Raw genomic sequence first — 22,169 nt, forward strand, 5'->3', positions numbered from 1 at the left:
AAATTGGCAACAAGATACCACCAAAGTAATTTTTGATCATCGATTCGGATCAACTCTGAATTGAATGGGAAGTTGTATGCCTCGCATTTTGAGTACTGAATATTTTATTGATTACTTTTTCGCTGTGACTGTTTTCTAAAAAAGCGTCTTGTTAGGTTGTGATAATGGTGTCGGCTGTTTTGCTAGTGGCATATCAATGGGAGGGATTATGTCATTAAAGCAATTACCAGCCGCATCGCGACCGCGAGAAAAATTATTATCTCATGGCTCTGATGCATTAACCGATGCTGAATTATTAGCCATTTTTTTACGCACCGGTACTCAAGGAATGAATGCACTGGAATTAGCGACCCATTTACTGGATGAGTTTGGATCTCTTCGAGCACTGCTTGGTGCTGAAAAACAGATATTTTGTCAGGTTAAAGGTTTGGGACCGGCAAAATTTGCACAATTGCAGGCAGTTTTAGCACTGAATGAGCGGTATCTAGAAGAAACTTTAAAAAAAGATGATGTCCTCACAAGCCCGCAAAATACCCGTCGATATTTAGCGAGAAAATTACGTGATAAACAGCGTGAAGCCTTTTATATCCTGTTTTTAGATAACCAGCACCGAGTGATCACAGGAGAGGTTTTATTTGAAGGAACGATCGATTGTGCGAGCGTTTATCCACGTGAAGTTGTAAAAAGATCACTAGAACTTAATGCAGCAGCGCTCATTTTAGCGCATAATCACCCATCAGGCGTCGCTGAACCTAGTCAGGCTGACCGTCGAATAACGCGCAAAATCAGTGATTCGCTGGCTTTGGTCGATATTCGTGTTCTGGATCATTTTGTTGTTGGTGATGGAGAGATTGTTTCTTTCACCGAGCGTGGTTGGCTATAAAATAGCCGATTTTTCGATAAAAAAGTGAGAAAGGATCTGCTCGGGACTTGAGCAACTGGTTTTGACTTAGTATAATGCGCGACCTTTGATAGCTGTGGTTATCTGTGAAAATTATTTTTACAGTGAATTTCTACAGTAGATATCGAGCTGAAACGATTTGGAGAAGACAGTAATGTCCCGAGTATGCCAAGTAACTGGTAAGCGTCCTGTAACGGGTAACAACCGTTCACACGCACGTAATGCCACCAAGCGTCGTTTTCTGCCGAACCTGCAAACTCATCGTTTCTGGGTAGAAAGCGAAAAACGCTTCGTTAAACTACGCCTTTCTGCGAAAGGCATGCGTATCATCGATAAGAAAGGCATTGATGTCGTTCTTGGTGAAATGCGTGCTCGCGGCGAGAACGTTTAAGAGGATTTAAAGAATGGCTAAAGGCATTCGTGAGAAGATCCGTCTAGTATCATCTGCTGGTACAGGCCACTTCTACACTACCGACAAGAACAAGCGCAACATGCCAGGCAAATTTGAGATCAAGAAATTTGATCCAGTAGTTCGCCAGCACGTGCTTTACAAAGAAGCTAAAATCAAGTAATTGGTTTTATCAATCTTTGATAAAAACCCAGCCTAGCTGGGTTTTTTTATATCTATTACTTTTCTATTTAACACCGCTGACTTCCTTTCTGTTACTTATTTATCTGCCAATGGTGCAATGACCTTACCAGTGTTATCTTTATTCTCATTAAGATAAGACAGGAATGGATGAATGCGCTTAACTCGACGTGGCTGGAATAACATTATCATCATTGGTGTATTGTGCTTTATCGCGATAATTAAATTGCCCGATTTACTTCGCGAACGATTTACCCCCAAAGAAGCGGTGACAAAAACTGTAACCGAGCAAGTAAATAATATTCCCAATACTGTTTTTGTCCTCTCGCCTGATCTTTTGATTCAGCGGGTTGTTTTTCCACGTTTTACGCTTAAGCAAAGTAACGGGCAGTGGCAAAGCTCGTCTAAGTTATCGATTTCAGCCAGTGAGTTAATACAACGTTGGCAACATCTACAAGGCACTGTGGTGGATGAAGCAACAATATCAAAGTTAAGTTTACAGTTACCGCCTCCACAGACGATAGAAGTTTTGGGGGAGCAACAAATAGAACCGATTCGATTAACAGTTTATGCCTTACCTAAATTTTGGTTGTTCAATAATGGTCAACAATGGGTTGCTGTGTCTGTTGCTGCGGATTATCTGTTTCCGACGTCTGTATCAAATAACCAATAAAAACGAGATTGAGTCATGCCTGAATTACCAGAAGTAGAAGTGAGTCGAATGGGGATATCTCCTCATGTCATCGATCAAACGGTAAAACAAATTATTATCCGTAATCCTCGATTGCGCTGGCCTATTCCTGAAGCGATTAAAGCGATAGAAGGGCAAGTGATTCGTGGGGTGACACGTCGCGCTAAATACTTGTTACTAGAAACGGATGTCGGTTATGCGATTGTGCATCTAGGGATGTCAGGCAGCTTACGCGTTTTACCCGTCGGAACCCCGGTTGAAAAACACGATCACGTTGATTTGGTTCTGACTAGTGGTGAAGTGCTACGCTATAACGATCCTAGGCGCTTTGGCGCGTGGTTATGGGAAGAGAAAGGGGTAACACACCCTGTGCTTGAGAAAATGGGCCCAGAGCCGCTGAGCGACGATTTTAACGTAGAATATCTACATGAAAAAGCACAGGGAAAACGGACAGCAATAAAACAATTTATTATGGATAATCATGTGGTTGTTGGTGTGGGTAATATTTATGCCAATGAATCTCTGTTTGCGGCTGGTATTCACCCTAAACGTGCCGCTGGCAAAATCTCACTTGCTCTTATGACGAAGCTGGTGGCAGAGATCAAATCGGTATTAGCCTTTGCCATTCAACAGGGCGGTACGACATTAAAAGATTTTAAAAACGCAGACGGAAAACCAGGATATTTTGCGCAAGAGTTGCAGGTATATGGCAAGGCAGGTAAACCTTGCCCTAAATGCGGTAAGGCCTTAAGTGAAGCCAAAATAGGTCAACGCGCGACAGTGTTCTGCAGTGATTGCCAGAAGTAGGTTCGATAATAATTAACCTAGGTATCATCATTATTGAGTCAGTTGGTTTGGGATTAACCTTTGTTGATTGATCTAAAATGGTATTATGCCCACAGTATTTAGGTTGAGTAGCGCATAATGAAGCGTTATTGAGGATAGAAAAATGAAATATCTCATCACTGGTGTTGCTGGTTTTATTGGTAGTGCAATCACCGAACGTTTATGTGCTCAAGGCCATCAAGTCATTGGTATCGATAATCTTAATGATTACTACGATGTATCACTTAAACAAGCGCGTTTAGCTCGTATTGCTCATCCAAGTTTTACTTTTATCGAATTAGATTTAGCGGATCGTGAGGGTATTGCTAACTTATTTGCAGAGCAGCAATTTAACCGCGTTATCCACTTAGCGGCACAAGCAGGCGTACGTTACTCGATTGATAACCCATTGGCCTATGCTGATAGTAACTTGGTGGGACATCTCACGATTTTAGAAGGTTGTCGTCATAATAAGGTTGAGCATCTGGTTTATGCGTCTTCAAGCTCAGTATATGGCTTAAATCATAAGACACCGTTTAATACGGCAGATAGCGTTGACCATCCCATTTCACTTTATGCTGCAACTAAAAAATCTAATGAGTTGATGGCACATACCTATTCGCATCTTTACGGTGTTCCAACGACGGGCTTACGCTTCTTTACTGTTTATGGCCCATGGGGGCGTCCAGATATGGCATTGTTTAAATTCACCAATGCGATCATGGAAGGTAAAGAGATCGATGTGTATAACCATGGCGATATGCGCCGCGATTTCACTTATATCGATGATATAGTTGAAGGTGTGATGCGTATTCAGGATGTGATCCCACAGCCCAATGCTGATTGGACAGTAGAAACTGGCTCACCAGCAACCAGCTCTGCCCCATACTGCGTGTATAACATCGGTCACGGCAGCCCTGTAAAACTGATGGATTATATTGAAGCGTTGGAAGAGGCATTGGGCATTGAAGCGAAGAAAAACTTCATGGACATGCAACCGGGTGATGTTTACATGACGTACGCAGATACAGACGATTTATTTAAAGCGACGGGCTATAAGCCTGAAGTGAAAGTCAAAGAAGGTGTAAAAGCCTTTGTTGATTGGTATCGCGAGTTTTACAAAAAATAAGGAAAGGCGCATAAAGCGCCTTTTTTTAAATGTCTATTTTACAAACTTTTCTAATAATGCTTCAGTAATGAGTGGATCAACAAACTGACTGACATCCCCTTTGTGTAATGCGACTTCTTTAACAATGGTTGAAGAAATGAAGGAATTTTCTTCTGCTGGGGTTAAGAAGACAGTTTCTAGTTCTGGCATCAAACGACGATTCATATTGGCGAGCTGAAATTCATACTCGAAATCGGATACTGCACGCAGACCACGGACTAGAATGTTGGCGTTGCGCTCTTTAGCAAAATCAACCAACAGCCCTGAAAAACCAACAATCTCTACATTATCTAGGTGTTTGGTAATTTTACCTGCTAGTTCTACGCGTTCATTAAGATCAAACAGTGGCTTTTTACTTGGGTTAAAAGCAACGCCAACAATCACATGATCAAACATTGCAGCTGCACGCTCAATTAAGTCTAAATGACCGTTGGTAATAGGATCGAAAGTGCCAGGATAAATTACTCGAGTTGTCATAATTGTCGTTACTTCTTGTGCTTTAGGTGAAGACCTAAGTATTTATTTAGGACGTATTGGGCGTTTATACAAGCAATAATAAACCCATGCTTACCGTCTAGAAACCCAGCTTTAAGAATGTAAGTTCGAATAAAGCTAAACATAGAGTGGATAACAGCAGAGGCAATAGATGATTTTTTGCCTTTTAAAAACTTTTCTTCAGCCCAAAGCTCTGCATACTTTTGTTGTTTGCGCTGAAACTCAAAGAAATCTTCAAAAGTGTAATGTTCTAAATTACCCGTTAGTTTTTCGACTTTGCCATTAGCAGGGATCACAATAGACTCATGTACTTTGACGTCATTATATTGGGTTTCATTGCGACGATGTAAACGCGAGATCCAATCTGGATGCCAACCAGAATGATGAATAAATTTACCAAATGCTGTGCTGAGTCTATTAACTTGATAAACCGTATTGATGTGATTGCTTGCGACAGCTTGTTGAATCGATAGACGTAGCTCTGGCGTTACTCGTTCGTCAGCATCAAGCCATAAAATATAATCGCTCTCAACATATTGTTGAGCACGTTGACGTTGCATACCAAAACCAGGCCAATCATGACTGACAAAAAATTTATCAGTATATTGGCGTGCAATGGCTTCTGTTGTATCGCTACTGCCAGAATCAAGGATCACGATCTCATCAACCCAATCTTTTACTGAGTTTAAACATGCCGCCAGATGCTTGGCTTCATTTTTGACAATCAGTGCAACAGCAAGGCTTGGTTTGGTGTTTTGCTGGTTCATTGTTTTCTCACTGTGATTGGGTCAAAGTTAAGGGGTCGATGATGGTATCAAGTTGGGTGATAACATCCTCAACAGAAATTGCAGCCATAATATCACTGCCTTTCACTCGTGCTCCCCAAGGAAGTTCTGAGACAGGTTTGCCATAATGCTTTTCTGCAAATTGTTGATACACACTGACGACATATTGTTGGCTAAGATAAGGGCCTGTGCGTGTTGGATTACTATGCCCGTACAAACCGATCACTGGAGTGCCCTGTGTGGTTGCTAAATGGGCTGGACCTGAGTCGGGAGCGATAACAACCGTTGCGTATTTTAGTAATGCGGTTAACTGGATCAGGCTTGTTTTACCAATAAGGTTAGTAATAGGGTGATGGCAATGTTGTATGATCTTCTCACCTAACGTTTGCTCACGTTGTGTCGGTGAACCACATAGGATGACATTTAATCCTTTGCTAACGGCATGATCTGCAACGGCAGCATAGCGCTCTATAAGCCAGTTACGCTCATCTTTACTAGCAGCCGGTGAGATGATCAATGTTGGTCTGTTAGTATATTGCTGAGCAAAGGCCATATCTTCACTTGATAATGGGATCTGCCAATCTGGAGTTGTAAAAGGTACGCCTATGTAGCGAGAAAACTCAGCAAAGTTATCAAGTACATGAGAAGCATTTGTTTGTGGCAGCTTTCTATTCGTAAAGAGCCATTGTCCCTCTTTGGCTCTTTGGCGTGAAAAGCCAACTTTATAACGTGCTTTAATTCCTAAAGATAATAGGCTTGCGCGTAGCGCTACTTGCATGTCGAGTAAGGCATCAAACTTTTGATCTTTCAAGGTACTCCAAACTTCCTTGATCCCTTGCCAGCCTGCTTTTTTATCAAAACTAACCACCTTAACATTAGGCAGTGTACCCACAAGCTGAGCTTCTGTTTTGCCCACTACCCATGTAATACTGGTTTCTGGCCAATGTTTTTGGATAGCTTGTACTACAGCGATCGCATGACACACATCACCAATAGCGGATAGCCGTAAAATACAGATAGATTGAGGCGCAGTGGTAAACAAAGCCATAGTGATACCTAATAAAAAGTGGTTAGCGAATTATGCAGTTAGCGCTGGTAATTGTAAAATAAACCAAAATAAATAGGAGAAAGACAACAGTGCAGAAAATTAGCCATGAACAGCAAATGATATGGTTTGATGACAATTATTTAACTGTCGATCCGCATTGTTGCTTTGAGATTGATTTTTGGCGTCAACAAAATGCAATTGTCGGCTCGGCGCAAGGACGGGGCACGACTTGGTTCGTTGCTGGCGATAAAATGGAAATGGCATTGCGTCATTATCGTCGTGGTGGCTTATTTGGTAAGTTGGTGAGTGACAGTTATTGGTTTACTGGTTGGGATAAGACCCGGAGTTATGCTGAATTGATGCTGCTAAAAGTCTTACGAGAAGGTGGGGTAAATGTTCCTCGTCCTGTGGCCGCAAAAGCGGAAAAGAAGGGCTGTGTTTATCGCGCAGATATTTTGGTTGAGAAAATTCCTCATAGCCGTGATCTCGTTGCGCTACTTATCAAGTCATCTTTGCCAAGTTCGGTTTGGCGTCAAATTGGTATTATGATCCGTAAGATGCATGATCTGCAGGTTTGCCACTCCGACTTAAATGCCCACAACATCTTGCTTGATATGAAGCAGCAAGTTTGGTTGATTGACTTTGATAAATGCTATCAGCAACAGGGTGAAAGTTGGAAAAAAGATAACTTAGCCCGTTTAGAGCGCTCATTTATCAAAGAAGTGAAGAAGCGTAATATTCAATGGCAAGCTCAAGATTGGCAAGCGTTATGCGATGGCTATCAACAAGGTTAGGGATGAAGTAGCGATGAGTGTGGGCTCTCATCGCTACGAATTTAATGCAGGTAGTTAGTTATATTATCAATGGTGCGTTGCACTGCGCCCTGATTTTGCTCTACCACTTTTTTAGCGTTTTCTCCCATCACATGCTGACGTTCTGGGTTATCAAATAACTCAACCACTTGCCTTGCTAGCTCTGTGCTATCTTGGCAGATCTCTATCGCGTCAGCTTGCAGTAGTTGCTCTGTAATATCGATAAAGTTGTAGTAGCTGGGGCCTGTTATAGCTGGTTTTCCTACAGCTGCAGGTTCGAGTAGATTATGTCCACCGACTTTATCACCGATCAAACTTCCCCCGACAAACGCAACATCACTACTAGCAAGAAGTAATAACATCTCACCCATGGTATCGGCTAAATATACTTGGGTTTGTGGCGTAAATTCTGTGTTATTGGTACGGCGATGAACAGATAATTGAAATTGCTCTTTTGCCAACACTTCAACATCATTGAAGCGTTCAGGGTGACGAGGAACAATGATGAGTAATGCATTTTCGTTGTGCTGCAATATCGTCTTAAAAGCCGTAAATACCTGCTCATCTTCACCTTTGTGAGTACTCGCAGCAATGAACACAGGGCGATCTTGACCCAGTTGTGAACGTAATTGTGCTGCGTGCTCAAAGACCGTTGGCGTAATAGTAAGATCGTATTTAATCGAGCCTGTTACCGTAACCTTCTCTTTGGCCGCTCCAATATCGATAAAGCGTTTTGCATCGTCTTGATGAAGACAAAGAATGCTATCGACATTATTGAGTAGTGGTTGGGTAAAAAACGCTGCCGATTGATAACGTTGAGCAGAGCGTTCTGATAAGCGAGCATTAGCTATTACAATTGGAATCTGCTGTTTTTTAACAGTTGCTAGCGTATTGAGCCAGAGTTCTTTTTCAACAATCAACATTAGTTTAGGTTGCACCGCTTTGAGAAAGCCTCTGACACACCAAGCAAAATCAATCGGCATGTAGCGGTGTTCAACCAAATCACCTAGCTTGGCTATTTGCTCGGCGCCAGTACTCGTTGTTGTCGTAACCACGATAGCTTGTGCTGGGTATTGCTCTTTTAGCGCTTTGATTAGCGGCGTGATGGCAATAGATTCTCCAACCGATGCGGCATGGATCCAAATAGGTTTCTTACCATTAACGACAGGCGTAAAACCAAAGTGCTCTTTCCAACGCTCGCCAAAACGAGGTTTCCCCGGCTTTTGTTTGTATAGTCCAAACAGAAGTAACGGGGAAGCCAGAGCAAGCAGTAAGGTATAAACGATTCTCAGTAACATATTCACTTACGCTTATTGCAACTTATTGATCGCATCAACCACTAAATCAGGTGTCAGCTCTGTTAAACACTTCAAATGACCTAATGGACACTCGCGCTTAAAGCATGGGCGACAACTGATATCGGTATTTAATACTTCAACATGCTTAGCTAGCGGTGGGGTATAACCCGGTGATGTTGAGCCGTATAACGCCACGATATTACAGCCAACAGCGGCTGAAATATGCATTAGGCCAGAGTCATTGCTAACGACGGTCTTACAGGCGGCAAGTAAATCAATTGCCTCGATTAAAGACGTATTACCAGCAAGATTTTGGCAATGCGTTTGCATTTCCTGCGGCAGGCTGGCTTTTATTTTATCGGTCACTTCACGATCTTTTGCTGAGCCGAATAACCATACTTGGTTACCTTGCTCTATCAGCGTTGCGGCAGCTTTTGCAAAATGTTGCTCCGGCCAACGTTTTGCTGGACCAAATTCAGCACCTGGACATAAGCCAATCACGGTTCTTTCTTTGTTTAAGCCGAATTTAGTTATCGCTTCATTTTGAGTTGTGGCGTCGATGGTAAGCTTTGGATGTGGCATATCAGTTAAACAGCCCGAGCCTGTCATTTCCGTTGCCGGATGCGCGAGTGCAATATAGCGTTCAATCATCAAATTGAATGATTTTTTGTTATTGCGCAGATCATTAAGTAAACCGTAACGCATCTCACCTTTCCAGCCGGTACGAACTGGGATCTTGGCAAATAAGGGGATTAATGCTGATTTGGCTGAATTAGGTAAAACATACGCATGATCATAGTTGTCATCGCGAAGAATTTTACCTAATTGATAGCGAGCAAACAGATTGAGATCGCCATGGCCAAGCGGCATTTCAATCGCTTGATTGACCTCAGGCATGCGTTCAAGCACGGGCTTACACCAGCCGGGCGCCATCACATTAATGATAGCGTCAGGGTGAAGCTTTTTAAGCTCGGTATAAAGACATTGCGACATTACCATATCGCCAACCCATGATGGGCCAATAATTAATATTTTCACATTACAACCGTTGGTTTATACGCTTTGAAAGAAGTTCAGCTGCTGCTTTGTTGTTTCTTGGATTGAAAAATGGGCTTTTAATCGTTGTTGTGCATTCTGTCCCATTTCAACGCGTACTGTTTTAGATTCTGCTAATTGTTTAATTTTATCAGCTAATGCTTGAGGATTATTGGTTTCAACCACAAATCCGGTTTTATCTTCTTCTACTAACTCTTTACTGCCGCCAGTCGTTGTGACAACGGAAGGTTTTGCCATTGCCATCGCTTCGATAATTGTTTTGGGTAGACCTTCACCGCTAATAGATGGCTGCACTTGGATATCGGATGTCGCCATGATTTCAGGTACATCAGAGCGATAACCTAAAAAGTGAATACGATCCTGCATGCCACTGCTTGCTGCTAGTTGATCATTTTCTTCCGTATCCATATCACGACCAACGAGTACCAGATGTAGATTGTCGATATCGGCTAATTGCTTAGCGGCATCAAGCAGAACATGCACGCCTTTGGATTTACGTGCATTGGCGACACAGGTGACAATAATATCATTATCGGTTAAGCCGAGTTGCTCACGTGGCAGAGCATCTGCTTGATACCAAGCTAAGTCATGACCTTTATAAATGGTTTGAACTTTTTCAGGTGCTAGCTTAACAACGCTTCGTACAGACTCTGTAACCGCTTCTGCGACGCAAGAAATACCATTCACGCGAGGATGAAGATGGGTTAAATATGATGATGGGTCATGACGGTAAATACCACCAACAGTGCCACGGTAGCTAATAAGTTTTGTATCCGGAAAACCAATACAAGCAAACGCAGCGTTAGGGATAGTTTTAGAGTTAAGCGCATACACCACATCATAATGGTGTTGGCGTAGTTCATGACGAATTGTTTTTATTGTGTTGAAGCAAATTTTACGACTTGGGTAGCAATCGATAACCGTTATTCCAGCTTCACGAAAACGCTCGACATAAGGCGCATCACCTTGGGTGATAATCGTGACTTCGTGACCTTGTTTGACCATCTCGATACACATTTCGGCTTCTGGTCTAACGCTGTTCCAAGCATCCATATAGGAGCTTATTATCATTATTCTCATTATTTTGCTCAGTCGATTTAAATGTTTATCAAAATAAACGAGTAGGTTTATATTCTACAAGCTTTAAAGTCATCATACTCACTAGGAATGCCACAAAAGATAACATCTTCGCGATCGATTAGGTGGTAGTGAATTGATTGATTGTTCTTGATGAGAAAATTGTACATCGGGGCAATATAAAGCTCTCCCTTTTCCCATTCCTCTTGTGGCAAAGCAAGATAGTGCTGATAGGCCGTTTCAAAATCTTGCTGGTGGGCAAAATGATAAAGACCAGTACAGCATAAATCAGAGATTGCTCGTTTCTCTGCTGTTTCGACAACTTCAGTTGAGTGTGTTGAACGAGGCTTGGCAAAAGACCAGTTATCGCCGCTACCTTTAAATACTTCGAGATAGCCTTGACCTAATAAAGATAAATCGGGGTAAATGAAATCAGGTCTGAAGGTATCGATATTAAATATAGTGATTGGCTGGCTTTTATCTTGCTCAATTTGTTGTAAGCCAAGGTAGACGGTCTCCGCTTGCCCTCGGGTTTCTTGTGTCAAAGTCACGATGGAGAAAGATTGTATCCCTAGAGCTTTCGCACGTTGTTCCACAAAAATGGGTGTTTGGTAAACATCACGCACAATAAATAAAAAAGTCTCTGTTGAAAAATAGGCTTTGAAGCTGGTTACAGCATGGTCAAAAAGAGACATACCATGCGCATCTAGCATGTATTTAGGCTGCATGTATCCAGCCTTAAAAAAGCGAGAGCTTAAGCCTGCCATCGGAATGATTATCATTGGGCATACCTTTTCAATATTTGGTAAAGTCTAAATGCGTTAGCAAAAAGTGCATCTTGGCGCTGCTGATCATCACTATGTAGCGGCAACATTGATAAAAATAATTGGATTTGCATCGCATACAAATTCATAGGGGTAAGATTAAATTTCTTTCCTACAATCTCAATGAATAGTTGTTGTAAATCTTGTTGTCTCTGAGTGCTTGGGATGTGCAGAGTAATATCTTTATTCGTTATATCAACGTGATAGTAGTCAGCGATGATCCAATCATAGAGTCCTAGTACCGAGTGGCTTAACTTTGCAATATCGTAACGAGTATCCCCATAAATGGTGAGCTCATTATTCGGTGTCAATCCTCGTGGATCGATGGTCTTTATTCGATTGGTTCTAAAATCATATAAAATATTGCTAAAACAAAAGTCGCCATGCATGACTGATGGTTGCGATTTATCTGTTGGTAGCCATTGTGATGAGGTGCTGAGAATATCATTTAATGTGATTTCTTCTCCATCAAACAACCAAGCATCTTCGAGTGATATGTGTCGGCTGGCACAGAACTCAATTAGTCTACTTGCTGTTTTCTCGCCAAAGAGATCATCTAGCGAAGAACAAGTGACGTCATGCGGAGCGGGAAATTCTTGGCACTGAGATATAAAGTTAATACAACTGTTAAAGATGTTGTTCCAAACAATTGTCGGTAATTCAGAAAAAACATACAGCTCATTTAATGCCGTGTGGTGTAAATATTCTAAACGATATTTATAGCGTCCTTGGCTTTCTTGGGATCCCATAAACTGAGGGATAAAGTGGCGCATCTCGAAAGGTAATAGTTCAAACCACTTTGCTTCGGCTTTAATCTTTATATTTTTTGAGCTTGATTTTTCAATCCAGTCTGGAGTGATGAGCAATTCGTTAAAAGCTCTTTGCGTCGTGAACTTTGCTTTTGAGCGGTAATACGTATTAACGTGTCCGAAATCAAGCCAATGATCAGTACTGATTGTTTGTAAGCCAATTTGGTTGTGGTAACGATTGAGAGCCTCAAGAAAGTCCCAATGACTTTGGGTGATAAGTCGAATTAATTGTCGAGGCTGATTAAATTTAAAATAGCCACAGACCATTTGATTACTCGATGTAAAGGTGTTTTTTGCTGATAACCATGGAGAGTTCGGGCCATTGTTAATTGTGGCCCAATTATAACCGTCTTCTACCTCTGTGATTGCAACGAGATTATTACCAAGTGGTAATTGAGTAATTAGCGTATCGCCAAATAATACATGTAGAGGACTGTCGAAATTATCTTCGATAAGACTTATGGCAGCAACGAGCGATGCACCGAGCGATAAACCGTCAGGCGTTGATAATATCGTGAAGTTATTTTCTTCTAGCCAAGTCGCATCCGTTGGAGATATTGAATATGATTCAGGAAGTGAAATATATTTCTTTATACCTTGGGGAATAACAGTGTTTTGATGTTGAAATAAACGACGGTTACCAAGCGGAAGAAAACTTGGGGGAAGAGCACCAAACTCAGATTGTAATTCCATATCAACATAGGCCGCTGACATGATTAAGAACATACTTTCTCCTTTGCAATTAATGCATTGATTTCGTCGTGAGAGAGGGCTGCAAATTCAGACGGGCGAATTGCGCGATCATCAATATAAAAGCCGTCATGACCACACCAAGGCTTACCAACAATTATTTCATCGTAAGGAACATTGTATCTATCTAGCCATTCGATGATAAGTGGTAAAGTATGGATATTAATTTTACCGATATTCCCATTATGCGTACGCATATTGCGGGCAGTGAAAATAACGATTTCAAAGCCTTTTTCTTTGTAAGTATATAAATTGTCGATAATTTCTTGTCGAGGTTTTACATTTCTATAATCAGATGTATCAGCTTGCGTTAAGGTGCCATCTAAATCAACAACCAGTCTTTTCATTTTAGGTCAATCTTCATGTAGAATGTTTGCCCAATAGTTTATCTGATTAATATAATGAAGTCTTTTTTTGTCATAAATGATGACGAGGTATCCCTATTTTGGACTTGGGTTTAAAAATTAATAACAATTCTATACCGTTTGAAGAAATTACTGTCGTTGTTCAAGGACCGGTTCAGACATTTGCGGATAGACAACAAGAAGATGGCATAACCCAGCGTTGTTTAAGGTCAGTGCGACAGATGCTACCTGGCGCTCATATCATACTGTCGACATGGAAAGATCAAGATTTAGCGGGCTTAGATTATGATCAATTAGTCATAAGTGAAGATCCTGGCCCCAATACTCGATATTACAAGAAAAATGGAACTCCACAGTATTATAACAATAACCGTCAAATAGTATCGACGCTAGCTGGATTAAAGAAAGTACAAACCAAATATGTGGTAAAGCTGAGAAGTGATAATTACCTCGAATCGAATGATTTTATAAATATTCAACAGCAATATAAAAGTCGTTGCGATGCGTTTAAGTTTTTAAAAGAGCGGGTTGTTGTGCCAAATATTTTTACACGCAAATATGCGAAGGGGCATCGAGTCGCTTTTCATGTTAGTGATTTCTTTTATTTTGGTTTAACCGAAGATGTTTTGGCGCTGTGGCAGTTTGAATTAATTCCTGAATTTACCTTAACCAAGCCGGGGATGTTAAATGATGGCTATCCAGACTACCCTGTTGATTGCACACAATTACTTTTTCTTAATGCTTTAAAACAGTTTGATCCAACTATTCATTTAAATGGACTGCTAGATAATAACAAACATACCATTTATCAATCAGAGTTATGCATGGCGAATAATTTAGTTGTTGCTTCTGCAGAAGATATTGGTTTAGGACTATGTAAGAAATTTAAAGAAAAGGTGAGAGTTTCTAAGCCGAAAGGGAAGTGTGCTCATTATCAATATAGAGAGTGGCAGGAGCTCTATAAAAAATATTGTGATGCTAGATTTGACGTAAACTACCCTTTAAAAGAAAAGCTTGGTCTATTTTTTGAACGTTGTTTATACGTCTTTCCTGTGTATTTTGAAACGAAGATTAATTTATGTAGGCGTACTAAATTTTTTTTAAAAAATAATAAGTTAAAGTAAGTGTTCGGTTGAATTAACTGATGTGTTTGGTGTTGATAATATTGTCGCATTAATAGAATGAAGATATCGAATATCATCATTGTATTTATGAAAAATGTTTAGTAAAGGTTATCAGATGAATTTGATTAAGCGACTAAAAGCAAAGTGGCGCACCGTTCGAAACACACAAAAAGCGATAAAACTTAAAGCGGCTTGTGCGCTTTATGATCATCGGGACTGTTCCGATGTTTTTTGCGCAGAAGATGTGAAGCATATAGTTATATTTCGTTGGGATGATAAGCTTGGTGATTGTATTATGGCAGGCATTCTTATCAATAACCTGCGTTTACATCGCCCAGACATAAAAATTACCGTTATATGTCGTCAAACAACTAAGTTATGGTTAAATAAAGTTTCTTTTATCGATGAATATATTTTATTAGGCAAGCATAATTTACGTAAAACATTACAGCCTTATAAAAATAAATATGACGTATTTGTTGATGTTTCAAATGGTTTTTCTTACAAAGAGATATTTATTGCGAAATACATAAATGCTAAACATTATTTAGGATTCAGTGCGGATAGATTTAATATCATTGATGTTTCTATTGACAGTAATCAAACGCATTTTTATCAACGATATATTAATGCGACAAAAGTTTTAACGAATAAAGATTGTTTGACTTCTGAAAAACCTCCTGTACCAAACTATAATAAAGAGCTTGAATTTCTCGACTCATTAATAATAGATAAAGATTATAAAAATATAGTTGGTATTAACTTTTTTGGTTCAGGAAAATATAGACGATTTAGCTTTGAAAAAGCAGCATCTTTGATGAAATATTGGTTGGAGAAGCATCCTGAAGACTTGTTGGTTTTATTACCAACGCCAGGTGAAGAGAAGTTTTTAACGAAGCTGAACAGCCAATTTTCTTCGTCTAATTTGCTCTTACCGACAGATAAAGCGAGCCTTGAAATGTCTTTAGCTATTATCGATAAGGCTGATTTTACATTTACTCCTGATACCGCAGTAGTACACATGGCTTCGGCATTAGATAAACCTGTAATTGGTATATATCGTGAAAATAGAATGAATTACGAAGAGTGGAAACCATTAGGTAGACATTCTCAGACCATCTTTAATCGAGAGCCTATTTGCGATAATGATAGTGTATATGTATATGAGTTCGGATATGAACAACTAGAAGAAGCCAGAGCAAATACATTGAAGGCAATACAATGAGAATTGGATTTTTTTTACGAGATCTGAAGGTTGAAGGGGTTCAGGTTGTTACTGTTCGTTTAGCAGAAACATTAACAAAACTTGGACATCAATGTGAGTTTATTACTCTGACTTCTGAAACAGATTTAGCTGTATCAGAAAATATAAAACATCATGTTTTATCCATTACCGAAAAAGTTAAATATAAAAAAGCGAATATTCAAGCTGAAAAATTTTTACAATGGTTAAAAAAAGAAGAAAAAGAAAAAAGTTTTGATGTTATTTTTTCTGAACATGGTGAGACAAATGATATTATCTCTTATATTAATGACCCTCGACTAATTTATTGTGTTCATAACTCAGATGAATATACTTATAATAATAAAAATATATATGAACGTTGGAAATATAAAAAGAAAATAACTAAAAAGATTTCAGGTAAGCATGTTGTTTGTGTATCTGATGGAATAAAAGAGTTTTTAATAGAAAAGTCAAAAAATAGTTATAAGTCAATATCTAGGATTTATAATCCATTTTCATTAGAAGAAATAAAAAAACTATCTTTACAAAATACTATTTATGAATTGCCAGAAAATTTTATTGTTTTTGTTGGGCGATTAGAGAAGCAGAAAAATCTAAATTTATTGCTTGAAACTCTTGTTAAGATGAAAAGTAAGATCAACCTTGTCATCATAGGTGAAGGCAGTTTAGAACAGGATATAAGAAATAAGGCAAAGATATTAGGAGTAGAAGATCAAGTCTTTATTTATCCTTTCTGTTTAAACCCTTATTCAATTATGCGCCAAGCTAAAATGTTAATATTGACGTCAAGTCATGAAGGGTTCGGTAACGTACTTGTTGAATCATTAATTTGTGGTACTCCAGCGATCAGTGTCAATTGTCCAAGTGGGCCTTCTGAAATCCTTTCAGGGGATTTATTGAAGTATTTGGTTGATTCATTCGAACCAGATGTTATTGCTAAAAAAATAGATGAAATATTAATAGATGTAGATAATGAAATACTATTATCGAGCTATGATAAATTTTCTGCTGAAAATATTGCTCAAGAATATATTGATTTTATATATAAAGTAAAAAAAGAGGGGCTATAAGGCCCCTCTGTTTTTTTAATGAAAATGATCTCTGTTAAGAAATATTCCAATGCATAAAAAATAGATTATAAATACCTGTTTATGAAAGAAAGGTACATCAGTTAATCCCGCTAATATCAAAATAGATATAAAAGAGTAGATACTAATAGCATTTAATGAAGATTTATTTCTAACAAAGAAAATAGGAATAAATAATATGACTAATAAAAAAGCTAAGCCGAAAAGACCACATTTTACAGCAATATCTATAAACTGGTTATGAAAGTGTATTGGTTTATAATTAGCTGCATCCTGAGTAATAACTTTTTCTTTTGCTAACTGGTTTAATTGAGAATAGTAATTGTGACCATAACCAACAAACGGTGACTGTTCAATTAAGTTAAATCCTGCTTTCCAAAAGTTTAATCTTAATCCTATAGATGTATCAGTGTTACCATCGTCTATTTGTGTGATCTCTTGTTGGGTTTGAATTATTCTCTCTTTAATAATTGGATAGATTGCAGAAAAGATTAGAGTGATACTTATTATGCTAATAACAAAACTTTTCTTTAACGTTTTTCGTTGATATGAATAATAGAAATAAATGCTTATTAGTGTTGGTAATAATGCAACAAGAGCTCCACGAGTTTCTGTTATAGCTAGACTCATGATAGAAATTACTAAAGTTAAACTAAGAACGACTTTTTCTTTAAGTGTACTACCAGTAAGAAATAATATGAAAGTAATAGCCGAGATAAAACAAATATAAGTAGCAAATGGGATTGCATTAATAGGCCAGAAACGTCTACTTACTGGATCTATATATGTAAAGTGATAAACAAAAAGCAACGCATTAATACAACCAATACAGCATGAGAATATTAAAACTTTTCTAGTGATTAATTGGCAAGGTAAAAAGGATAAAAATACACAGAGAATTGCGATAGCTCTTATATTTATTGGGTTATATAAATTTAGAATATCTGCGGTTATTGATATAAATAAAAGGCTGTACATTAACCAGACATATTTACTTTTTATGTTGATAACAATGGCGGATTTTTTATACTTAATAACTGAGACTAATGCTGAAATAAGCGTTAACACAACCAGAATCTTATCGCCATTATATAAATGAAATAAACCGGTAAAGCTCCAAAAAATCGGAAGTAAAATTAGAAAGTCGGCTAATTTATTAAAGAGTTTATTACTATTCATACGGATTCTCATCATTATTTGGACGTGTCTTTAATAAACGCAGAATCCACATGTATTGTTCTGGACGCTCACTCACGTATTGCTCGATACATTCGTTCATCATGCGGGCATCTTGCTCTTCAGTTTCACTAGGGAAAGGCAGAGCAGGGTAGAAATCTAATTCATATTTACCTGATTCACTGTTGTACATCGCAAAAAGCGGTACGATCTTTGCTCGACTTAATTTAGACAGTCGGCCAAGACCTGACATTGTTGCTTTGGTGGTAGCAAAGAAATCGACAAATACGCTGTGCTCAGGGCCAAGATCTTCATCGGGTAAGTAGTAACCTAAGTACCCTTCGCGAATCGATTTAATAAACGGTTTAATACCACCACTGCGTTCATAAACACGGCCGCCGTATTGCACACGTTGACGATGCATCAACCAGTCTGAGACTGGGTTTTTCTGCTTTTTCGCCATTGCAGAAACAGGTAAACCGCGTGATGCAAGCAGTACCGCAGGAATATCAATCGCCCAAGTGTGAGGGACTAACAAAATCACGCTTTGCTGCTGATCGGTGAGAGTGGTGAGATTCTCCATCCCGCGGATCACGGTATTATCTTCTAACCAAAATTTGCTACGTACACTTAACGATGCAAACCCCAGCAAGAATGTACCTGCGGTGGTGATACTTTGCAGTAGAATATCTTCACGTTCAGCATCGGTTTTGTCAGGAAAGCACATCTGTAAGTTTACGCGCGCACGACGGTTTGATTTGCTATTTAACTTGATAGCTTGTTTAGCAAAGGTACTCGCAATTGCTCGGCGTGCTTTATGGGGCAGCAAGCAAAATAGAGAAGCGAGGATAACGGCAAGCCATGTCCCCCAATATTTAGGTGCTAGAAAAGACCATTCAAATTGTGGGTTATAAGCTTGTTTATCGTAATGGTTATCAATCATATCGTTATTATTTGTTTAGGATTGTCATGTATTCTGCAACGCCTTCTGCAACAGATTTAAACGTTTCTGTATAGCCTGCAGCGCGCACTTTAGTCAGATCTGCTTGGGTGTAAGTTTGGTAACGACCTTTTAGGTGCTCAGGGAAGGGAACTGACTCAACTTCACCTTTGCCATGATATTTAACGACAGCATCAGCTACTGCTTGGAAAGATTCAGCATTGCCTGTACCACAGTTAAAAATACCGGATACACTATTTGCTAAGAACCATAGGTTCATTTTGCATACATCGCCAACATAAACAAAATCACGCTTAAAGGTTTCAGAGCCTTCAAACAGTTTTGGGTTGCCACCTGCAGTAATTTGAGTGTTTAGGTGAAAGGCGACAGAAGCCATACTGCCTTTATGTTGCTCACGCGGGCCGTACACATTGAAATAACGGAAGCCAGTGATTTGCGATAGTTTCTCACCATGTGCTTCGGCATCTTGCCAAATACGGCGAACATAGTTATCAAATTGTTGTTTCGAATAACCATAAACGTTCAGTGCACCTTCGTATGGCTTTTCTTCGATGAAATCATGATCGCGACCACCATAGGTTGCTGCAGATGAAGCATAAAGGAACGGGATTTGGCGCTCTAAACAGTAATGTAATAGCTCTTTTGAGTACTCATAGTTATTGAGCATCATGTATTTACCGTCCCACTCAGTGGTTGCTGAGCAAGCACCTTCATGGAAAATGGCTTCAATATTTCCGAACTCATCTCCCGCCATAATCTGGGTGATGAAGTCTTCTTTGTCCATGTAATCGGCAATGTCTAAATCGACAAGGTTGGCAAATTTAGTCCCGTCTTTGAGGTTATCCACCACTAAAATATCGTTACAACCTTGCTCGTTAAGGGCTTTTACGATGTTGCTGCCGATCATGCCGGCGCCGCCAGTAACAATTATCATGGGAGAAAATCCTTCATTGATGAAATAACAACTTGTAGCTATGGCGCTACAGAGCAAAAAAAACGTTAACTTATGATACATTATATGTAGAAGAAGGGCGAAGGAAGTCAATCAAATGAAAACCCGAGACAGAATTATTCATGCTGCTTTAGCGTTATTTAATGAGCGTGGAGAGCCAAACGTAACGACGAACCATATCGCCGCCGATCTCGCGATCAGTCCGGGTAATCTTTATTATCATTTTAGAAATAAAGAACAGATCATCCACAGTATTTTTGATTTATATGCCACTGACTTACAAGTGAGCTTTCAACCGCGTAGTGAAGCGGAAACGACAGAAAGTCTGTTGAGTTACCTCGATGCCGTATTTTTGCTGATGTGGCGCTATCGTTTTTTCTACGCAAATTTGCCTGATATTTTACGTCGTGATCCTGAATTACAGCTTAAATATCTCGAAGCACAGGCGCAACTTCGCAGTAATATCGCGATATTGATGCAAAGCTTAAAAGAAGGTGGATTGGTTGATATCGATGATGAAGATTTGAAAACCTTGGCTGAGACGTTGTTGATGGTAGCATCAAGTTGGATTAGCTATCAAACGACCCAAGTCGCTGGTGCTAAAATAACCCCAACGGTTATCTATAAAGGTGTTATTCAGATACTTAATATTGTAAGGCCGCTGGCAACACCGTTAGGCTGCGAACGTGTAGAAGCATTGAAACAGTATTACGAGCAACAGGAACAGCAAGCAAAGCGTTAAAAATCCGTTGCGAAAGAAGCGATATTAAAAAAGGTTGGGATAATAACTATCACCAACCTTTTTATTTTTAGTATTAGAGTTGAGCTTAATCAAGCCAAGGTTTAGGATCTATTGGCTGGCCTTTACGGCGGATCTCAAAGTAGAGTCCGGGTTGGGTTTGGCCACCACTGTCACCGACTAAGGCTATTGGCTCTCCTGCTTGGACCGTATCACCGACTTTCTTCAGTAGTGTTTGGTTATAGCCATAGAAACTCATGTCACCTTTACCGTGATCAATACCAATCATCAAACCATAGCCACGTAGCCAGTCTGCAAAAATAATGCGACCAGAATAAATAGCTTTTACTTGGCTCCCCATTGGCGTGCTAAATACCATGCCTTTCCAGCGTAATTGCCCTTGCTGGTGCGAGCCGTAATTATGCAAAATAGTCCCTTTTACTGGCCAGTATAGTTTGCCTTTATGGCGAGCAAGGCCGTCCATCGGCACACGTGCCTGTTGGTTTGCATATTGTCTGTCAATCTCACGTGCTTCAGCTTCAGCTGCAGCACGCGCTTTGGCTTCTTTTGCCGCTTTTATGCGTGCTTGAGCAGCCGCTTTTTCACGGGCAATTCTTGCCGCTTCTTCACGGGCTCTTCTTTCCGCTTCCGCTTTCGCTTTGGCAATGGCAGCGAGCATTTGTCTTTCGTTGGCTTGTAGTTCAGCTAAATCTTCACTGCTGCTATCGATTTGACTTTTAATGCTAGATAGCGTTTTTTGACGTGATTGCTGCTGTTGATCGAGTGTTTGTTTTTGCTGTTTAAGAGTGTTGAGTGCTTGTTGCTGCTCTGTTTTTTGCTCGTTGAGCTGGTGCACTTTCATTTGAATTTCAGTTTGCGTGGCATCAAGGGCATCGATGGCATTAACACGGGCTTTACTGATGTACTCAGCATAGGTTGTCATTCGATCAAGGCGTGTTGAATCCTCACCGCTTAATAAACTGGCGATATCACTGTCTTGGCCTTGGCGAAATTGGGCATTTAAGAGTGAAGCAACAACGGCTTTCTGTTGTTTCTGTTTTTGTTCTAGTGCTGTTTGTTCCGTATTTAACTTATCAATAGCGCGTTTAATGGTTGCTAATTGATTGTTTGTCGCATGAATATCATTCGCAGCTTTGGCAATGTTCAGTTCGTGTTGTTTTAGATCTTGTTGCAAGCTGTTGTATTTCTTTTGCTTGCTTGCCAGTTGATTTTTTTGACGTGAGATTTCCTGTTTTACGCCATCGAGCTGGTTTTGACTGGACGCTGCACATGGAACGGCAAATGTCATGCATAAAAGAACGCCAGTGCATAATGCACTGGCGCGGATTTTTTTGTTTAGATGTTTTCTAATCATATCTCGCATGGAGAT

Annotated in this window: 24 protein-coding genes; 11 read left to right on the forward strand and 13 right to left on the reverse strand. The window is 39.7% G+C overall.

What is annotated here, in order from left to right; translation table 11 throughout:
- The first annotated feature begins 208 nt into the window (after nucleotides 1-208).
- The 6 genes from radC to C9J38_RS12865 all read left to right on the forward strand — a co-directional run bounded on the left by radC (nucleotide 209) and on the right by C9J38_RS12865 (nucleotide 4,135).
- Nucleotides 209-883 (forward strand): DNA repair protein RadC, encoded by a 675-nt coding sequence (gene radC, locus C9J38_RS12840; protein WP_107207443.1) that lies wholly within the window; start codon nucleotides 209-211, stop codon nucleotides 881-883.
- 172 nt (nucleotides 884-1,055) lie between these two features.
- Entirely contained in the window at nucleotides 1,056-1,292 is a 237-nt protein-coding gene (gene rpmB, locus C9J38_RS12845; protein ID WP_005371944.1) for a 50S ribosomal protein L28, read from the forward strand.
- A 13-nt stretch (nucleotides 1,293-1,305) separates the two neighbouring features.
- A complete protein-coding gene (rpmG, locus tag C9J38_RS12850; protein WP_005371942.1) occupies nucleotides 1,306-1,473 on the forward strand; it encodes a 50S ribosomal protein L33 in 168 nt (55 codons plus the stop codon).
- Between the two features lie 171 nt (nucleotides 1,474-1,644).
- On the forward strand, nucleotides 1,645-2,163 hold the full coding sequence (locus C9J38_RS12855; protein ID WP_107207444.1) for a hypothetical protein: 519 nt from the start codon (nucleotides 1,645-1,647) through the stop codon (nucleotides 2,161-2,163).
- Nucleotides 2,164-2,178: 15 nt separating this feature from the next.
- Nucleotides 2,179-2,988 carry a bifunctional DNA-formamidopyrimidine glycosylase/DNA-(apurinic or apyrimidinic site) lyase gene (gene mutM / locus C9J38_RS12860; RefSeq protein WP_107207445.1) on the forward strand — a complete coding sequence of 270 codons (810 nt, stop codon included), beginning with the start codon at nucleotides 2,179-2,181 and terminating at the stop codon, nucleotides 2,986-2,988.
- A gap of 142 nt (nucleotides 2,989-3,130) precedes the next feature.
- Entirely contained in the window at nucleotides 3,131-4,135 is a 1,005-nt protein-coding gene (locus C9J38_RS12865) for an NAD-dependent epimerase (protein WP_107207446.1), read from the forward strand.
- Between the two features lie 33 nt (nucleotides 4,136-4,168).
- On the opposite strand, the gene coaD is transcribed toward C9J38_RS12865, so the two are convergent.
- From coaD to C9J38_RS12880, 3 genes are read right to left on the reverse strand one after another with little or no spacing between them, the layout of a single operon-like run.
- Nucleotides 4,169-4,651 (reverse strand): pantetheine-phosphate adenylyltransferase, encoded by a 483-nt coding sequence (coaD, locus tag C9J38_RS12870; protein ID WP_107207447.1) that lies wholly within the window; start codon nucleotides 4,649-4,651, stop codon nucleotides 4,169-4,171.
- A gap of 8 nt (nucleotides 4,652-4,659) precedes the next feature.
- Nucleotides 4,660-5,436 (reverse strand): glycosyltransferase family 2 protein, encoded by a 777-nt coding sequence (locus tag C9J38_RS12875; RefSeq protein ID WP_107207448.1) that lies wholly within the window; start codon nucleotides 5,434-5,436, stop codon nucleotides 4,660-4,662.
- A gap of 7 nt (nucleotides 5,437-5,443) precedes the next feature.
- Entirely contained in the window at nucleotides 5,444-6,502 is a 1,059-nt protein-coding gene (locus C9J38_RS12880; RefSeq protein WP_107207449.1) for a glycosyltransferase family 9 protein, read from the reverse strand.
- Between the two features lie 89 nt (nucleotides 6,503-6,591).
- Here C9J38_RS12880 and C9J38_RS12885 point away from each other — a divergent pair, with 89 nt between their 5' ends.
- Entirely contained in the window at nucleotides 6,592-7,296 is a 705-nt protein-coding gene (locus C9J38_RS12885) for a 3-deoxy-D-manno-octulosonic acid kinase (protein WP_107207450.1), read from the forward strand.
- A gap of 41 nt (nucleotides 7,297-7,337) precedes the next feature.
- On the opposite strand, the gene waaA is transcribed toward C9J38_RS12885, so the two are convergent.
- From waaA to C9J38_RS12915, 6 genes are read right to left on the reverse strand one after another with little or no spacing between them, the layout of a single operon-like run.
- Nucleotides 7,338-8,612 carry a lipid IV(A) 3-deoxy-D-manno-octulosonic acid transferase gene (gene waaA, locus C9J38_RS12890; protein WP_107207451.1) on the reverse strand — a complete coding sequence of 425 codons (1,275 nt, stop codon included), beginning with the start codon at nucleotides 8,610-8,612 and terminating at the stop codon, nucleotides 7,338-7,340.
- A 12-nt stretch (nucleotides 8,613-8,624) separates the two neighbouring features.
- Nucleotides 8,625-9,650: a lipopolysaccharide heptosyltransferase II gene (gene waaF / locus C9J38_RS12895; protein WP_107207452.1), complete on the reverse strand. Its 1,026-nt coding sequence runs from the start codon at nucleotides 9,648-9,650 to the stop codon at nucleotides 8,625-8,627.
- Nucleotides 9,651-9,665: 15 nt separating this feature from the next.
- Nucleotides 9,666-10,748, reverse strand: coding sequence for a glycosyltransferase family 4 protein (locus C9J38_RS12900; protein ID WP_107207453.1), 1,083 nt, complete (start codon nucleotides 10,746-10,748; stop codon nucleotides 9,666-9,668).
- A gap of 47 nt (nucleotides 10,749-10,795) precedes the next feature.
- Entirely contained in the window at nucleotides 10,796-11,527 is a 732-nt protein-coding gene (locus C9J38_RS12905) for a glycosyltransferase family 2 protein (protein ID WP_107207454.1), read from the reverse strand.
- Entirely contained in the window at nucleotides 11,524-13,104 is a 1,581-nt protein-coding gene (locus C9J38_RS12910) for a capsular biosynthesis protein (RefSeq protein WP_107207455.1), read from the reverse strand. Before C9J38_RS12910 ends, C9J38_RS12905 begins: the two co-directional genes overlap by 4 nt.
- A complete protein-coding gene (locus C9J38_RS12915) occupies nucleotides 13,095-13,475 on the reverse strand; it encodes an HAD-IIIC family phosphatase (RefSeq protein WP_107207456.1) in 381 nt (126 codons plus the stop codon). Before C9J38_RS12915 ends, C9J38_RS12910 begins: the two co-directional genes overlap by 10 nt.
- A 98-nt stretch (nucleotides 13,476-13,573) precedes the next feature.
- Between C9J38_RS12915 and C9J38_RS12920 the strand changes: the two genes are divergently transcribed.
- The 3 genes from C9J38_RS12920 (at nucleotide 13,574) to C9J38_RS12930 (ending at nucleotide 16,933) form a co-directional block, all read left to right on the forward strand.
- Entirely contained in the window at nucleotides 13,574-14,617 is a 1,044-nt protein-coding gene (locus tag C9J38_RS12920) for a WavE lipopolysaccharide synthesis family protein (protein WP_233218505.1), read from the forward strand.
- Between the two features lie 115 nt (nucleotides 14,618-14,732).
- Complete coding sequence (locus C9J38_RS12925) at nucleotides 14,733-15,842, forward strand: glycosyltransferase family 9 protein (RefSeq protein ID WP_158259508.1); 1,110 nt, start codon at nucleotides 14,733-14,735, stop codon at nucleotides 15,840-15,842.
- Nucleotides 15,839-16,933 carry a glycosyltransferase gene (locus C9J38_RS12930; RefSeq protein ID WP_107207458.1) on the forward strand — a complete coding sequence of 365 codons (1,095 nt, stop codon included), beginning with the start codon at nucleotides 15,839-15,841 and terminating at the stop codon, nucleotides 16,931-16,933. Before C9J38_RS12925 ends, C9J38_RS12930 begins: the two co-directional genes overlap by 4 nt.
- Before the next feature lie 15 nt (nucleotides 16,934-16,948).
- Here the strand turns inward: C9J38_RS12930 and C9J38_RS12935 are convergent, their stop codons facing one another.
- From C9J38_RS12935 to rfaD, 3 genes are read right to left on the reverse strand one after another with little or no spacing between them, the layout of a single operon-like run.
- Nucleotides 16,949-18,130 (reverse strand): O-antigen ligase, encoded by a 1,182-nt coding sequence (locus tag C9J38_RS12935; RefSeq protein ID WP_158259509.1) that lies wholly within the window; start codon nucleotides 18,128-18,130, stop codon nucleotides 16,949-16,951.
- A complete protein-coding gene (lpxM, locus tag C9J38_RS12940; RefSeq protein ID WP_107207460.1) occupies nucleotides 18,123-19,070 on the reverse strand; it encodes a lauroyl-Kdo(2)-lipid IV(A) myristoyltransferase in 948 nt (315 codons plus the stop codon). The genes C9J38_RS12935 and lpxM overlap by 8 nt, the downstream gene beginning before the upstream one ends.
- Before the next feature lie 7 nt (nucleotides 19,071-19,077).
- Nucleotides 19,078-20,022 (reverse strand): ADP-glyceromanno-heptose 6-epimerase, encoded by a 945-nt coding sequence (gene rfaD, locus C9J38_RS12945; RefSeq protein ID WP_107207461.1) that lies wholly within the window; start codon nucleotides 20,020-20,022, stop codon nucleotides 19,078-19,080.
- Nucleotides 20,023-20,137: 115 nt separating this feature from the next.
- On the opposite strand from rfaD, the gene C9J38_RS12950 reads away from it, so the two are divergent.
- A complete protein-coding gene (locus tag C9J38_RS12950) occupies nucleotides 20,138-20,782 on the forward strand; it encodes a TetR/AcrR family transcriptional regulator (RefSeq protein ID WP_107207462.1) in 645 nt (214 codons plus the stop codon).
- A gap of 85 nt (nucleotides 20,783-20,867) precedes the next feature.
- Here C9J38_RS12950 and envC read toward each other — a convergent pair whose 3' ends face one another.
- Nucleotides 20,868-22,163 (reverse strand): murein hydrolase activator EnvC, encoded by a 1,296-nt coding sequence (envC, locus tag C9J38_RS12955; protein WP_107207463.1) that lies wholly within the window; start codon nucleotides 22,161-22,163, stop codon nucleotides 20,868-20,870.
- Between the last annotated feature and the right edge of the window lie 6 nt (nucleotides 22,164-22,169).

Origin of the sequence: Photobacterium sp. GB-210, from assembly GCF_003026075.1 — a bacterium.
GTDB lineage: Bacteria > Pseudomonadota > Gammaproteobacteria > Enterobacterales > Vibrionaceae > Photobacterium.

What these genes read in the sequence shown, in the direction of transcription:
- C9J38_RS12950 (WP_107207462.1), top strand. Translation starts at nt 20,138, where the DNA reads ATGAAAACCCGAGACAGAATTATTCATGCTGCTTTAGCGTTATTTAAT.
- rfaD (WP_107207461.1), bottom strand. Translation starts at nt 20,022, where the DNA reads ATGATAATTGTTACTGGCGGCGCCGGCATGATCGGCAGCAACATCGTA.
- C9J38_RS12935 (WP_158259509.1), bottom strand. Translation starts at nt 18,130, where the DNA reads ATGAATAGTAATAAACTCTTTAATAAATTAGCCGACTTTCTAATTTTA.
- C9J38_RS12865 (WP_107207446.1), top strand. Translation starts at nt 3,131, where the DNA reads ATGAAATATCTCATCACTGGTGTTGCTGGTTTTATTGGTAGTGCAATC.
- radC (WP_107207443.1), top strand. Translation starts at nt 209, where the DNA reads ATGTCATTAAAGCAATTACCAGCCGCATCGCGACCGCGAGAAAAATTA.
- C9J38_RS12900 (WP_107207453.1), bottom strand. Translation starts at nt 10,748, where the DNA reads ATGAGAATAATGATAATAAGCTCCTATATGGATGCTTGGAACAGCGTT.
- waaA (WP_107207451.1), bottom strand. Translation starts at nt 8,612, where the DNA reads ATGTTACTGAGAATCGTTTATACCTTACTGCTTGCTCTGGCTTCCCCG.
- mutM (WP_107207445.1), top strand. Translation starts at nt 2,179, where the DNA reads ATGCCTGAATTACCAGAAGTAGAAGTGAGTCGAATGGGGATATCTCCT.
- C9J38_RS12910 (WP_107207455.1), bottom strand. Translation starts at nt 13,104, where the DNA reads ATGTTCTTAATCATGTCAGCGGCCTATGTTGATATGGAATTACAATCT.
- C9J38_RS12915 (WP_107207456.1), bottom strand. Translation starts at nt 13,475, where the DNA reads ATGAAAAGACTGGTTGTTGATTTAGATGGCACCTTAACGCAAGCTGAT.
- C9J38_RS12905 (WP_107207454.1), bottom strand. Translation starts at nt 11,527, where the DNA reads ATGATAATCATTCCGATGGCAGGCTTAAGCTCTCGCTTTTTTAAGGCT.
- lpxM (WP_107207460.1), bottom strand. Translation starts at nt 19,070, where the DNA reads ATGATTGATAACCATTACGATAAACAAGCTTATAACCCACAATTTGAA.
- envC (WP_107207463.1), bottom strand. Translation starts at nt 22,163, where the DNA reads ATGCGAGATATGATTAGAAAACATCTAAACAAAAAAATCCGCGCCAGT.
- rpmG (WP_005371942.1), top strand. Translation starts at nt 1,306, where the DNA reads ATGGCTAAAGGCATTCGTGAGAAGATCCGTCTAGTATCATCTGCTGGT.
- C9J38_RS12875 (WP_107207448.1), bottom strand. Translation starts at nt 5,436, where the DNA reads ATGAACCAGCAAAACACCAAACCAAGCCTTGCTGTTGCACTGATTGTC.
- C9J38_RS12930 (WP_107207458.1), top strand. Translation starts at nt 15,839, where the DNA reads ATGAGAATTGGATTTTTTTTACGAGATCTGAAGGTTGAAGGGGTTCAG.
- coaD (WP_107207447.1), bottom strand. Translation starts at nt 4,651, where the DNA reads ATGACAACTCGAGTAATTTATCCTGGCACTTTCGATCCTATTACCAAC.
- C9J38_RS12925 (WP_158259508.1), top strand. Translation starts at nt 14,733, where the DNA reads ATGAATTTGATTAAGCGACTAAAAGCAAAGTGGCGCACCGTTCGAAAC.
- rpmB (WP_005371944.1), top strand. Translation starts at nt 1,056, where the DNA reads ATGTCCCGAGTATGCCAAGTAACTGGTAAGCGTCCTGTAACGGGTAAC.
- C9J38_RS12880 (WP_107207449.1), bottom strand. Translation starts at nt 6,502, where the DNA reads ATGGCTTTGTTTACCACTGCGCCTCAATCTATCTGTATTTTACGGCTA.
- C9J38_RS12855 (WP_107207444.1), top strand. Translation starts at nt 1,645, where the DNA reads ATGCGCTTAACTCGACGTGGCTGGAATAACATTATCATCATTGGTGTA.